A 13,377-nucleotide genomic window follows, 5' to 3' on the forward strand; every position below is an offset into this window, starting at 1 on the left:
AGGCTTTCTAATTGAAGCGCGTAATATAGTTACAACGCTGGCACAAGGTTTCTGTTAATTTATTATTTTTGAAGCCATTCAAAATAGTTTGAGAACGTTCATTTCCAAGAATGGACTCGATAAGAGCTTCTTTGACATTTCCCAAAGGAATTTTTCCCTCTTTATCCAAGCAGCATGGCACCACCGTGCCGTCTGCTAAAACCCCAAAGTGGCTCGATAGTCCATAGCATGTGCCCTTCACCCCTAATGCGGGCAAATCTAATGAGGGCCATGTAAACTCGGTATCAAAATGCAGATGCAGACGATTTTTCACTCGAACGCTTTTATTGCGGCGAACATCGATATCTTGATTAAAACTAAAATCAAAATGCTTACAAACTCTCTCTAACATCGAGCGGTTTTGTAATCCCACTCCTAAAGGTTCATCCAAATTCCAAAGACGATAATTAATATAAAGCTCGGGCCTCTCTGCGAAAGCGCGCTCGGTAAATCTAAAGATTTTTGCCAAGTAGATGCTTGGGTCTTTATCTCCGTAATTGTCGTGGAAGCTATGCAAAGAAAAGTTCACCTGACGAATAATAGGATCCAACAAAAGTTCTTCTTTGATTTCATTCATCAAAACCCCATTGGTGACTAAAAAAACCGGGACTTGATGAGCTTTACAAATACTTAAAAACTCAGCCAGCTTTGGATGCACTAAAGGGTCCCCCATCAAGTGCAGAGTCACCTGATCCGTCATCGGCGCAACTTGAGCGATCACTGACTGGAAAACCTCTAAGGACATCATCTTTTTTTCCCGCTCAACAGGGGGACAAAAACTGCATTGTAAATTGCAGATATTGCTGATTTCGATATTGATTTTGTTAAAGCGGCGTTTTTGTTGGATAAGAGCTCCGCTATGGCATTCTTTTTAGGGCGTTAAGAATTTGGTCCAAAGTTCCTAAGAACTGTGAACGGGCCTTTTTATCCATAGGAGCTGGGCCCCCACGATTTTCACCCATATGTCGTAAGTTCTGCATTAGCTCGCGATTGGCGACAGACATGCCGATATTGTCTTCATTGAACTCGACACCTTTATGGCCCAAAACCCGGCTGCCTTTTTTCACACAACGCTCAGCCAGTAATATATCCCCCGTCACCACCAGATCTTTCGGAGTCACATGCTCTACGATCCAGTCATCGGCAGCATCAAAGCCCGTTGAGACCACTTCCATACGAAAGAGTTTGTTCATTGGAATGTTCATATGGTGATTGGCAACCAGAATGACTTCGACCTGCAAGCGTTCAGCGACTTTATAGATCTCTTCCTTTACAGGGCAACCATCGGCATCGACGTATATCATACCTTAAAGCTGTCTCATGTTTGGGCCCTCGAGGCAACGCCCTAACGACGCAAAAGATTCACTCTGGGGCCTCTTCCCTTGACCAACTGACCGGTATTGCTTAGTTATCATGGTTTAAGGAAATACCCATGAAACAAGCCGAAGTCGCAAAAATCCTCTCTAAAGAGTTTGGAACTACTGACATCAACGAACTTAATAAGCTTTTTAAAGCGAAGAATGCCCCACAAACTAAGTATCGTTTTGGCGGCAAAAAGCTAGGACATGGGGTAACAGGGCCTATTAAGGCCATTACTGAAACTGGCGTCAAGGTGATTGGCAACACCCGTGTCACCCTGGTTCTTTTTTCTGATATCGAGACTTTAGATAAACCCAAACCACGTTCAGAACGCCCCGTTTATCCAAAAGCTCCGAGCTTGGATACAGTCAAAAAAGCTCTCGCTGATGATGAAGACGAAGATGATGATGATCTCGACGACGACGATGAGGACTTCGAAATTCCTAAACCTGCGAAACCCCGAAAGCGAGCCGTGAAACCAGTTGGCAAATCCGGCAGCAAGTTTATCCCTCGCGAGAAAAAGAAAAACTAAACTCTATTCAAAGCCGAATTTCTTAAACAGAACGACGAACTGCTCAGGGTTTAATTCTTCCGCACGGGCAGTTTCTTTGAAGCCCATCTCTATGAGCCAACCGATCATTTGTTCTTCGGTCACTGATCTTTGAGAATAGAAAACTGAAATGTTTTTCTTAAGAAGCTTTCGTCTTTGCGCAAAAGCCGCCTTCACGAAGGTCAAATACGCTTTGTGATTTTTCACCGGGCTTGGCTTTTTTGTAAATGCCAATACTCTTGATGCAACTTTCGGTGGTGGATTGAAATCGCGAGGCCCCGCCTCGGTCACTGTCTCTGTTTTCCAGAAGGTCTGCGCAATCACTGTCAGCAAACCGTAAGCATCGCTTTGTGCTTTTGCTGCGATTCTTTGCGCGACTTCTTTTTGGAACATCAGCACCATGTGATCAAGACCGTTTTCGTCCATCGAGCGGTCAATCACGATGCTTGATGAAATCTGATACGGCAGATTGCTGACTAAAACTTTTTTGCCAGAGCCACCATAGAACTGTTCCCAATCCAATTGCAAAGCATCGGCCTCGGTCACATCTAAGCCCTGATCGCGCCAGTATTGAGCTAACACGCGATCTAACTCAATCACGCTGAATGATGCTGGCATTTGACGTAAGAAATAAGTCAAAGCCCCAGGGCCCGGACCGACTTCGATCAAAATTTCAGGTTTAAACTCTTGAGCCTTCTTGATGATTCTTTCAATCACCAAGTCGCTGACTAGAAAGTTCTGACCAAGGGATTTCTTGGCAGCAATACCAAGAGCTTCTTGTACTTCATGAAGACGTTCGCGCGCTGTACTCATTGTTGGGAGTTGAAATCTTGGGGGAAGCTCTGCGGAGAAGGCCCAAGATCCAAAGGAGAAACTTCACCACGATTCAAACGTAATACACCCACATAACCAATCATCGCGGCATTATCTGTACAATATCTGAGTGGTGGAATCACAAGTTTAAAGCCTTTGCGCTTCGCCCACTCTTCGGCACGTGCACGCAAACGTGAATTCGCACTCACGCCACCTGTTAGAATAACTCTTTTTGCTTTATATTTTTTCGCAGCCTTTTCAAGCTTTGTAATGAGGACATCAACAATAGCTTCTTGGAAAGAAGCGCATAGGTCCGGCAAATTCTTTTGCACTTCCTCTGGTCCCATTTGCTCAATCAAACGCTGACCTGAAGATTTCAAACCCGAAAAGCTCATATCAAAAGTATCATCGTGAATCATGCTGCGCGGAAATTCGTAAGCAGCAGGGTTTCCCTTTTTTGCTTCACGATCGACACGCACGCCACCTGGAAAGCCAAGGCCTGCCATTTTTGCGAACTTATCAAAAGCTTCGCCGGCAGCATCGTCTTTGGTTTTACCCAAAACTTCGTAATCCCCAATACCACGAATGTGATACAGGCTTGTATGGCCACCGCTGATCGCAAGGCCGACGTAAGGATAATCAAAATCTTCTGGCGGAGAATACTCGCTGTCTCTTAAAAATGGCGCAAGCAAATGCCCTTCTAAGTGATTCACGCCAATAAAAGGAATATTCCGAGCCTGAGCGATACTCTTCGCGGTAATCAGTCCCACGATCAAAGCTCCGACCAAACCAGGACGATTCGTGACTGCAATTGCAGGAATATCCGCCCAAGTCATGTTGGCTTTTTTTAGAGCTTCTTCAATCAGTGGAATCAACGCAATCGAGTGGTTGCGACAAGCGATCTCGGGAACAATCCCCCCGTAGGGTTCATGTTCCAAGTCTTGGCTTGCAGAAACAACCGCGTGAACCCAGCCTGTACGCTCAACAATAGCTACAGAGGTATCATCACAGCTCGTTTCAATAGCGAGGACACGGTCCATTATTTACTCGTTTATTTTTTCAGGCCTTTTAAGCGAATTTTAGCTTTCTTAGCTTCGTTAGATGTCGGGAAACGACTGATCAACTCGTCATAGAAAGTTTTTGCTTCGTCCTTCATACCCAATTCCTGGAAAGATACACCCATTTTGTAGGTCGCATCGGGAAATTTCTTTCCGTTAGGGTTTTCATCGCGGTATTTTTGGTAATTCAAGATGGCTTTCTTCCAATCCTTTTGCTCAAAGGACTCCTGTGCCAGCTCATAAGTGCCTTTTTTAGCTTCGGTGGCTGCTTTTGCTTGAGCCGCTGACGCCTGGGCTACCATGGCCGCTTTTTCAGCTTTCAAACCGTTTACTTCGGCATTTAACTGAAACACCGTTTTTTCAAGAGCGCTCAAGCCCTCTTGCAATAGAAGGATTTTCTTATTCGCATCTGCGGATTGATCTGCGGCGAATTTTTTAGCGGATTCAGCTTCTTTGTTACCTTGCCCGTCTTTGTGCTCAAGAACTTCCATACGACCACGCAGATTTCTCATGTCCTCTTCGACATCAGCGAAGCGGCTGGAAACATCGGCATTCGTTCTTTGCAATTTAGTTACTTCTTGCTGAATGACCTGCTTTTGCTCGGTTTCACGCACGTCCGTACGGGTTTTCAAGCAACCAGTAAGTCCAAGAGATAAGATGCTGATAGAGAGAATCCACTTCATAACACGTCTCCTGTTTTTTGTCGGATCAAGCGGGCTGAGTTTTCAGCCTTTTCTGCAGCCATCTTGGCTTTAAGGAAAGCATCTCGTGCTTTCGAATAATTTCTATCTTTATAGGCCAAGCGGCCTTGACGGTAAGCTTCGTCAGCTTGATGCCAATATCCTGGGGAGTGACGGGGGGCTTGAACGGCACGAGCCGCTTCAATGGCGGCTCGAGCTAAACTGTACTCTTCGATGGGTTGGGAAACCGTCTGACAGCCCACTAAGAGCATGACCAACGTAACTGCAACTGCAACAATTCCCCGCACCTGAGTTCCTTTTACTATTGTTGTACTGGCAAGAAGTTAGCGCGACGGTTTTTCGCGTTCGCACCTTCTGATTCGCCAGCTTCAACTGGTTTTTCTTTACCGTAGCTGATCACAGACAAACGAGCCGCTGGAACGCCAAGGCTTACCAAATAAGCTTTTACAGCGTTTGCACGTCTTTCACCCAAAGCCAAATTGTACTCGATCGTACCGCGAGCATCGCAGTGACCCTCGATTTGAACTTTGTAGTTCGTGTTCTTTTTAATCCACTCAGAGTTACCTTGGAGGATTTTTTTGTTTTCAGCGCTGATGCTAGACTTGTCGTAGTCAAAACGAACTGTCTCAAGACCAGGGATTTTACCGCTGTCGCTTCCTGAAGTATCGAAGCTCATTGGAGTGGATTCAACGGCAGTGTCTGATGTTGGAGTGGTAATAGGTGTAGACTCAACATCGGATTTAGTTTGCTTACCTTTACAACCTACAACCAAAGCACATGCGACAAATGCGAACGCCAATTTACGTAACATCGTTCTTCCTCCTTAAAGTTTTCAACCATTAAAACTTTAAGGCATGACAGATTATTGTCAAACCATATCAAAGAGTTGATTCCATATTGATGTTGCGTTGCCATACAGTGATACTGAGTCGATGAAAATGAAATTTCAGATATTATTCGTTGTCTTTTTCGTCTCTGTCCTGAGTTTCCCGTCCAAAGGTCCAGCTCTTGAGGTGCCTCCTGAGTGGAAATTTAAGAAAATCAGCACGCCACATTTTGATATCATCTATAACTCTACGCAGCAGGACCTGGGTGAGCTCTATGCTCAACAAATGGAAAAAGCTTTTGAGCTTTTGTCTCCTGTATTTACAAGCGTTCCTCAGAAAACTCTCGTCATTATCAACGATAAAACAGATGCAACCAACGGTTACGCAACTCGTGTTCCTTATCCGCACATCATGACGTATCCGGTTTTACCAGGACCTCAGGAAAGTCTGAGTGAGAGCGGAGATTGGGCCCTAGAACTTTTAGCCCATGAATACACTCACATCCTGACATTTGAACCTGCGAATGGATTTTTCAGGGTTCTGCGTGGAGTTTTAGGCACGATCGCCGCTCCCAACATTCTTCTGCCAAGCTGGTGGAAGGAAGGCATCGCCGTACAAACTGAAAGTATGCTTTCAGAAAAAGGCGGACGCCTGAAGTCTATGTATCAAGATGCTTTGCTGCGTGCGATGTCTGACGATAAAACTTTGCAGAATTTCGATATCGCCCAAGTGAACGAATACATTCCCACTTGGCCAGAAGGCATGCGTCCTTACGTATTTGGTTCTGTGTTCTGGAGCCAAGCTGTCAGTGACTATGGCGCTAGTGTCATGAATTCTTTGAATCAACGCCACGCAGGCCGAGTCCCCTATTTTGTCGAGACTCCCGCAAAAGACCTCCTTAAAGACAACTACGAAGGTTTCTACAAAAAAGCGGTCCGCGAAACAGATACACGCGCTCAAGCTCAGTTAAAAAAGCTGCGCGAAAAACCGCCAAGTGAAGTTCATCGTCTGCCTATCGAAGCCAAATACTCATCGGCGCCTGCAATTAGTGAGGACGGAAAATATCTGGCCCTTATCACGGTGGATTACAAAGCCGATCGCGTATTAGATATTTTCACTCGCGATCCCGAGACGAAGCTCATCACGAAAAAGCTCAAAGTCGAAATCAAAAAAGAAGAAGAACCTCTGGTACCAAAAAACAACGACGGTCCTCCTTCTGGCAGTATTCAGAAGATCTCTTGGTTCCACAAATCTCCGAAGCTGATTTATGATCAACTTCACTATGTAAACCGCACAGAACGTTACTCGGACCTTTACCTTTATGATCTAACGACAGAGAAGAGCGAAAAACTCACGAGCTCTCTGCGCGGTCGTGAACCTTCGATGGCTCCAAATGACGACAAAGTTGTCTTCGTAAAACTAGAAGGCGGCCGCACTCGCCTCGGAGTTTATGATATTGCCGGCAAAAAAGATGAAATTCTTTATAGCCCTGCAATGCAAGAGCGTATTTCTTCTCCGATCTACTTGGATGCTGAAACCATCATCTTTGCACTTCGCAATGCTAAAGGCGAAGAAGGGCTCTGGACTTATTCTTTCAAAGATCAAAAAGTCACTTCCGTCCTGACTGATTTTGCCCAAGCCCGCTTCCCAGTCATGACTAAAAAAGGAATGATGTTCACGTCTGCTAAAAATGGTGTGCACAACCTGTATTTAGCAAGTGCTGACCTAAAAACAGCCAAACCTGTGACTCACGTGACAACAATGGTTAGCTCTTCTGCGATGGATCCAGAGTCTGAACATTTGTATGTGACTTACATGGGCTCTGTAGGCCCAAGCGTTGTTCGTATCGCCAAAGAAAATTGGGAGAAAACTCCTGAAGAGCTTCCACAAATCGAGGGACTGTTTGCGGATCGTTACAAAAATCCGCTGCGTGCTCCTGCGGCGGCACCTACTCCAGAAGCTTCACCAACTCCGGCCGCCACACCTGCAACAACAGCAGCGACAGCGGTTACCACGACACCTGCAACACCGACTCCAGCGCCAAGCCCTTCACCAACACCTCAGTACGAAATCACTGATTACAGTCCGTGGGGATATCTATGGCCTCGTTACTGGATGCCATTTATTTGGACTTCCTCAGAGGGTGGGCTCTCAATTCAGGCCATGACTTCGGGTGCGGATCCGCTCAAGAAACACAACTATGATTTGATGATTGGCTGGAATACATTCTTAGAAGCTGTGGATTGGTCTGCAAATTATGTGAACAACGTAACCAATACACCGATTCAAGCAACGGCAGCTCAGACCCACTCTTACCTGGTCACGCGCGACAATCTTGTGAACGACACATTGTTTTCGGTTTCAGGCACTCCAGAAGTTTGGAAGTTCAGCGAAAAATTAACTCTGAGTCTGGGCTGGCGCTATCTAGAAAGATCCGTGACGACTTTGACGCCAACCAAGCGCACAGGTCCTTTTGTGTCACTCATCTACAAAAATATGACTCAAGGTGGAGAACAATTCACTCCTCAAAGCGGCGGCGGTGCCTATTTAATGGCCGTGGAATACATCCAAGGAGTAGACCTCTTCTCTCACCGCCAATATCAGGCTGGTGGCGTTTATTACTTCTCGAAATTCTTGCCGAAGCTGCATGCCATTGTGTTGCGCTCGAGCATCATGTATACGCCGGAAAAAGTGTCTTATATCTATGGCACACAATCGGATTCGATGGACTTTTACGGGCAGGATCTGAGTTCTAAATTCCTGGCACGTGGTTACTCAACAGGTCAGTTTGTCGGCCGTTCTATGTACAACGCCAATATCGAATACCGTTTTAATGTCAGTGATATGTACAAAGGCTGGGGCACAACCGCAGCTTTTGCACGTCGACTTTATGCGGCTGTGACGGCTGATGCGATTTCAACCGATGGTTTCGCCTTTGATTTCACAACAGAGAAGTACACGGCTGTGACCTCTAAAGACGTCTTTTTGAGCTACGGTCTCGAGGGTCACTTCGAAACCACCATTGGGTACGAATTCCCGGTGAACTTTGTCTTTGGCGTCTACCAAGGGACCGACAAAAAGTACGCTCCGGAACCAAGGTGGGACTTTGCGGTCCAATTAGGGGTCTTTTAGCGCAGCACGTTCAAAGGGAGCCCTTGACAAAAATCCAGGGCGTCGAAAAACTGAGAGTGTCGACGTGCATCATTAAGTGGGCGTTATCTGGAGGGGTAATGGAAAAAATCAGCTGGATTAAAGAACTTGTGAAAGCTGAACAACAAATGGAAGAGTCCGGTTTAGTGGACATGAGTTTTGGATTCGATCCAGAGCGAGTCCTCGTCACCGAGAGTGTTCAGTTTCTATTGGCCCTGAAAACAGAATTCGTCGATGCTTCGTCTTCGTTCAATGATCTGAAGCCATCTGCTCTAGGACGTATTAAAATTTACGGTATCGCAAAGACCCATGCGGACTTTATGCTTTTCCGTAATGGCTTTAAAATGATCTTCTCATTGAAAGCTCCTGGACAGATCAGCGTTCGTTTCAATTTCATTGGCACAAACTACATCCCAACTCCAGGTATGGCTGAAAGCACACCGGCTGCTAACGCTAACGTCATGGATGAAAACATTGTGGAAGCTAAGTGGGCTGCATTTGAAGAGCTCATTTGGACTTACAAGGGCCAAACTGTGAAGTTGGAGTACATGGTTCGCCACTACCTGACTCAATTTATCCGCGAGAGCGCTAAGTAAGCCACTAGTCCACATCTGGACTTACCAAAGCCACAAGACCTCTAGAGAATGTAGCTAAGATGATTAAAATCTTAGCTATTTTTTTTACTAGCGTCGGTTTCTATACTTCTACCTTTGCTGCTGAGACCTGCATAACAACCCCTCAAGAACTGGTGGCCAAAAAAGCCAGCTTTCCGCAATTCTTGCAGGCAAGTCCCCCTGTCATGTTCACGCGTAGTGACTTTCCCGTAGCTGCCATCAAGTTTTCTATCGAAGGCGACAAGATCGTCGGCGAATCTGTTCATAGAGCTCTTTTAGGCAAGAAAACGAGCCGCGGCTACGTCAAGCGTATGTGTTACGAAGCCCCGATCATCAAAATAGATCTCGAAATACCCGACGGTGATGAGACCGAAGAAAAGAAACTCGAAGTTGCAGTCGTCAGCGACACGGCCGTGAAAATTTCAGGCTATCTCCTTAAGAAATCAACACCAGCTGAATTTGCCGCTGTCATGAATAAGCTCAATCAACAGGAAAACAGCACTAGCACCGCCACCACGTATTCTGCTCCGGCCAGAACTGCTCCTCACAAACCCACTTCGGGCAGAAACTAAGGAGGACCCATGATGAATTTGCTTATAACTTTACTCCTGACTGGATCGTTTGCAGCAACAGCTCCTATTCAATCCAAAGAAGAGATTCAATTTGAAAGCAAAGCTGATAACAAACTTTTGGACATTTTTAAATCCGGAAGCTATTTAGGCATTATCGGTCGCCCGCAAGAGCCCAATGTGGATTTGAAAATGGTGGATCTTTACGCCTTTAAGGACACAAAGCAAATTTCCATGTCTGAAGATCTTTGCAAAGACCTCTTAGCAAAAATCTATGGGCCTTTGGATAAAGGGACTCTGAAAGTGACCAAGATCAACATCTTCACTTCGCATACTGGAAAAACTTGCGAAGCACAGATCGATGATCCCATCAAAACCAGCAAAATTCCCGAGCGCCGCGCGATTATTGGTTTTATCAAAGCAAAACCTTACGGCCTTGAATTTCAGCTCTCGAAAAAATCTGACACTGATATTCAAGACAATACTCGTAAATTCTGGGAAAGCTTGCGCTAAGCAAGCTTTCTTTCATTCCAATACAGAATCATTGCCGACGCCAAAAAGAAGATCGAAACAATCGGCCCAAACGCCAACGCTAATCGCCAATATTCCCCTTCAGCCGCGACCGAGCGCCCATGCACTCCAGCCCATTCTAGCAACTGCCCCGTCATTCCCAGCGCCAACCCCCGTGAAATTTTTCCGATCATTTTCCAAAAGCCAAAATAAGTTCCCATCAACTCTTTGAGACTTTCTTCTTCTTTTTTCTTTACGATGTCCGTAAGTAAAGACTCCAGCAACACCGAAGTTCCAACCAAAGTACCACCACAAAATGAAGCCCAAAATAAAGCATGCATCAAGTCTTCTGCGGGCAATAGTGGGTAAGTGATTCCAGTTGCGATACTCATAAGAGTGGCACCTGCGATCAAAACTTTCTGTTTCGGATATTTTTTAGACAGCCACAACCATAACGGAATCGATAAGGTAAAGAAAAAGAGGAACAGCAAAAGAACCGTCTGCAGATCGACTTCACTAAATCTTAAGCGCAAGCGATAGTAATACAAAGCAAGTGAAGTGTTAAAAGTAAGTCCGATATTCCCGACAAAGAAGGCGATCGCAAGCGGCATAAAGCGCTTGTCTTGAAAGGGAATTTTCAAAGCCATTTTTAAAGCTCCGCCTTTGGTAACAAGACTGAACTTGCGTGGCTGCTGACGAACATAGAACCAGGCAATCAAACCCGAAAAAGCTACAAGAATTCCGATGGTCACTGCCGTGTGCTGGTACGCGTGAGTAGATTCTTGAATAAGAAAGTAAGCTGGAATCGCAATACCTGCAATGCCACCCACATTCGCAAATGCGAGCCGCCAACCAATCAAACGTGCACGCTCGCGCTCTGTCGAAGTGATGTCACCGACAATCGCCGAATAAGGAACGCTCAATAATGTGTAAGCAGTATTGAAAAACAAGGCGCCTAAAAGCAGATATAAGAATTTACCAAGATCCGATACCAATGGCGGAGGATTTAATAGAAACCACAACGCCAAACAAACGGCAACAATGCCCACTAAAATCCAATGACTGCGATGACCTAATTTTTGTCGAGTACGATCCGACCAACTTCCGATAATGGGATCCAGAAGTGCATCCCAAAAAATAGCTAAGCCTAAGGCTAACCCCGCCAAAGCGGGATTCAAGCCAACGACGTTGGTGTAAAAAACCAAGAGGTGCAAACGGAAGAATATTTCGACACAGTTGATTCCCAACTCTGCCATTCCGTAAAAAGCTCCCATAGCTAAAAGCTACGTTCTTCCAAAGGGCGTTTCAATCCTGTTTTCAAGGCTAAATATCCGAAGACCAACCAATAGAATCGGTCGGCCATTCCTCCGAGTGACAAATGCCAGTGATAAATAATCAGAATAGGAATTTGTACGACACCGTAGATGCCAAAGATCTGCATCACTGTGTTGCTAGACACAAGAGCTTTCAAAGATAAAATCAAAAGCATTAAAACGAAGATCCCCGTCCAAATAATAAAAAACCAGCCACCAACAACGCCTGCCGAGACAAAAATGTTATGAGGATCTTTAAAAGAATTGTAGCTAGTGACTTCAAGACTGTCTTTGCCTGAAAACTTTGACAACAACCCCTGACCAAGCCACGGGCTGGTTTGGAAATATTCCCAGCCTCTTTCTACTTCTTCTAAACGACTTGCGACACCATCCTGCGCTTGCCGTTCTACTAAAGCTTTTTTTCCGGTCGCGATATCTTTGCTGTAATCTAACAAGTCACCACCAAACAGAAACAAGCTTGCCGTCAAAACAACAGCCGCAGAGTATTTAAAATACCTAAAGCCAAAACTTTGTGTTGGCGTCCGCAAAATCCAAAGCACAAACGCCATCACAACAGCCGCCAAAGCTGAACGCGTGCCTGTTAATAGCAGTGCAAAAATGCTCAAGACGACTCCAAGCGCGAACCAAAGGCGCCGCAAAGAACTCTTTTCTTGAGAAAAACGTCCCAGAGTAAAAATCACTCCAACGGAAGCACACGTCACCATATAGGGGATATGTTTGAAGATCCCGACAAAGCGTCCACCTTTAAATGTCAGATCTGGTCGTATTAACCATAGCACCAAAGACACCACGACAAAATTCACCGCCCACGTACTGATAAACTTTAAAGTGTCAGAGGGCTTAACAGTGACTGGTACGATCACGCCAAAAATAAGAATCAACCAGAAAGTCGATAAAAACGCGGCCCAAGAATAGACCCCGTGACTTCCAACTTGGAAAACATACTGAAACAAAGTCTCTAAGAAAAACATCAAAATCAGAATAGCCAACAGGCTTCGATAGGTGCGCTGCAGACCTTCCATACGATCACGATCTCTAAGCATCAAAAAAATCAGAGGCACGCCAAACAGAAAGCTCAGCAAAATATTGAGATAAGGATGAAGACCATGCTGGAAAAGAACACCTGGGAGTTGCGAAGGCACTCCCATCCCGGCCAACGAAAGCTTCGAAGCAAAAACCAAAAAGAGAAGAGCCAGCGCCCAAAAGTTCATTCGTTTTCGTGGCTGTATTTGCTAATTAACAATCCAGTGAGCGCGATACTCATAACCACAGAAACCAAGGTGATCGTTTTGGCAACCTCGGGGCTAACCATAGACTCTTTCGGCGGAACATAGATCAAATCATCGTGGCTTAATTTGAGGTTATCGCCATTGCCCTCTTTAAGAAGCTCCTGCAGATCCAATTCATAGGTGCCACGATGCTCATCCAAAGCTTTGGATTGAATCTTGGCCCACTTCTCGGGATCGGTTTTGCGGATCATAACCTCTGAGAGGTCACCACCGTTCGTGCTTCCGCCCGCTAAAGTCAGGACTTTCACCAAATCAGTGTTAGTAGGCACATAATAGACCCCAGGCTTTTGTACAGCTCCCAGCAACTGGACAGAGATCAAGGACTCTTTGGGTGAAGATCTAAAGATGTACTCCGAAGCTTGGGCCGGTGATTTGATGTCACCGATGGATCCCAATTCACCCAGAGTATTGGCTCCAGAGATAGAACTCCAGAATGTTACGAAAACCATGAACAGTTTCACGAGCTTCTTTATCATCCACGCCCCCTTCGGTTTGACAAGCCCTAGACCTTAATGCGGGTACTAATATAAAGCCCCGGACCTTTATCGAGAAGTGAAGATTTTG

15 protein-coding genes are annotated in these 13,377 nt (G+C 45.5%); 5 read left to right on the forward strand and 10 right to left on the reverse strand.

Annotated features, from left to right (window positions below; translation table 11 throughout):
• Nucleotides 1-7 precede the first annotated feature (7 nt).
• Entirely contained in the window at nt 8-886 is an 879-nt protein-coding gene (locus ACLWBB_RS17560; protein WP_413291622.1) for a radical SAM/SPASM domain-containing protein, read from the reverse strand.
• Between the two features lie 10 nt (nt 887-896).
• Entirely contained in the window at nt 897-1,343 is a 447-nt protein-coding gene (locus ACLWBB_RS17565; protein WP_413288863.1) for a YaiI/YqxD family protein, read from the reverse strand.
• A gap of 128 nt (nt 1,344-1,471) precedes the next feature.
• Here ACLWBB_RS17565 and ACLWBB_RS17570 point away from each other — a divergent pair, with 128 nt between their 5' ends.
• On the forward strand, nt 1,472-1,930 hold the full coding sequence (locus ACLWBB_RS17570) for a hypothetical protein (RefSeq protein ID WP_413288864.1): 459 nt from the start codon (nt 1,472-1,474) through the stop codon (nt 1,928-1,930).
• Between the two features lie 3 nt (nt 1,931-1,933).
• Here the strand turns inward: ACLWBB_RS17570 and rsmA are convergent, their stop codons facing one another.
• The 5 genes from rsmA to pal are packed head-to-tail and all read right to left on the reverse strand — an operon-like array spanning nt 1,934 to nt 5,331.
• Nucleotides 1,934-2,761: a 16S rRNA (adenine(1518)-N(6)/adenine(1519)-N(6))-dimethyltransferase RsmA gene (gene rsmA / locus ACLWBB_RS17575; RefSeq protein ID WP_413288865.1), complete on the reverse strand. Its 828-nt coding sequence runs from the start codon at nt 2,759-2,761 to the stop codon at nt 1,934-1,936.
• Entirely contained in the window at nt 2,758-3,801 is a 1,044-nt protein-coding gene (gene tsaD, locus ACLWBB_RS17580; RefSeq protein ID WP_413288866.1) for a tRNA (adenosine(37)-N6)-threonylcarbamoyltransferase complex transferase subunit TsaD, read from the reverse strand. Before tsaD ends, rsmA begins: the two co-directional genes overlap by 4 nt.
• Before the next feature lie 11 nt (nt 3,802-3,812).
• On the reverse strand, nt 3,813-4,502 hold the full coding sequence (locus ACLWBB_RS17585; protein WP_413288867.1) for a tetratricopeptide repeat protein: 690 nt from the start codon (nt 4,500-4,502) through the stop codon (nt 3,813-3,815).
• A complete protein-coding gene (locus ACLWBB_RS17590; protein ID WP_413288868.1) occupies nt 4,499-4,807 on the reverse strand; it encodes a DUF4398 domain-containing protein in 309 nt (102 codons plus the stop codon). Before ACLWBB_RS17590 ends, ACLWBB_RS17585 begins: the two co-directional genes overlap by 4 nt.
• A gap of 14 nt (nt 4,808-4,821) precedes the next feature.
• Nucleotides 4,822-5,331, reverse strand: coding sequence for a peptidoglycan-associated lipoprotein Pal (gene pal / locus ACLWBB_RS17595; RefSeq protein ID WP_413288869.1), 510 nt, complete (start codon nt 5,329-5,331; stop codon nt 4,822-4,824).
• Between the two features lie 127 nt (nt 5,332-5,458).
• Between pal and ACLWBB_RS17600 the strand changes: the two genes are divergently transcribed.
• From ACLWBB_RS17600 to ACLWBB_RS17615, 4 genes are all read left to right on the forward strand, one after another.
• Nucleotides 5,459-8,479 (forward strand): hypothetical protein, encoded by a 3,021-nt coding sequence (locus tag ACLWBB_RS17600; protein WP_413288870.1) that lies wholly within the window; start codon nt 5,459-5,461, stop codon nt 8,477-8,479.
• Nucleotides 8,480-8,577: 98 nt separating this feature from the next.
• Nucleotides 8,578-9,093 carry a hypothetical protein gene (locus ACLWBB_RS17605; RefSeq protein WP_413288871.1) on the forward strand — a complete coding sequence of 172 codons (516 nt, stop codon included), beginning with the start codon at nt 8,578-8,580 and terminating at the stop codon, nt 9,091-9,093.
• Nucleotides 9,094-9,152: 59 nt separating this feature from the next.
• On the forward strand, nt 9,153-9,683 hold the full coding sequence (locus ACLWBB_RS17610) for a hypothetical protein (protein WP_413288872.1): 531 nt from the start codon (nt 9,153-9,155) through the stop codon (nt 9,681-9,683).
• 9 nt (nt 9,684-9,692) lie between these two features.
• Nucleotides 9,693-10,193: a hypothetical protein gene (locus tag ACLWBB_RS17615; protein WP_413288873.1), complete on the forward strand. Its 501-nt coding sequence runs from the start codon at nt 9,693-9,695 to the stop codon at nt 10,191-10,193.
• Here the strand turns inward: ACLWBB_RS17615 and ACLWBB_RS17620 are convergent.
• Genes ACLWBB_RS17620 through ACLWBB_RS17630 form a run of 3 tightly spaced genes read right to left on the reverse strand, consistent with a single transcriptional unit; the run spans nt 10,190 to nt 13,289 of the window.
• A complete protein-coding gene (locus tag ACLWBB_RS17620) occupies nt 10,190-11,446 on the reverse strand; it encodes an MFS transporter (protein WP_413288874.1) in 1,257 nt (418 codons plus the stop codon). The genes ACLWBB_RS17615 and ACLWBB_RS17620 overlap by 4 nt on opposite strands.
• A gap of 20 nt (nt 11,447-11,466) precedes the next feature.
• Entirely contained in the window at nt 11,467-12,735 is a 1,269-nt protein-coding gene (locus tag ACLWBB_RS17625; RefSeq protein ID WP_413288875.1) for an O-antigen ligase family protein, read from the reverse strand.
• Nucleotides 12,732-13,289: a polysaccharide biosynthesis/export family protein gene (locus ACLWBB_RS17630; protein WP_413288876.1), complete on the reverse strand. Its 558-nt coding sequence runs from the start codon at nt 13,287-13,289 to the stop codon at nt 12,732-12,734. The genes ACLWBB_RS17625 and ACLWBB_RS17630 overlap by 4 nt, the downstream gene beginning before the upstream one ends.
• Nucleotides 13,290-13,377 lie beyond the last annotated feature (88 nt).

The sequence above is a fragment of the Bdellovibrio sp. HCB337 genome (assembly GCF_047302465.1).
Lineage (GTDB): Bacteria > Bdellovibrionota > Bdellovibrionia > Bdellovibrionales > Bdellovibrionaceae > JACMRP01.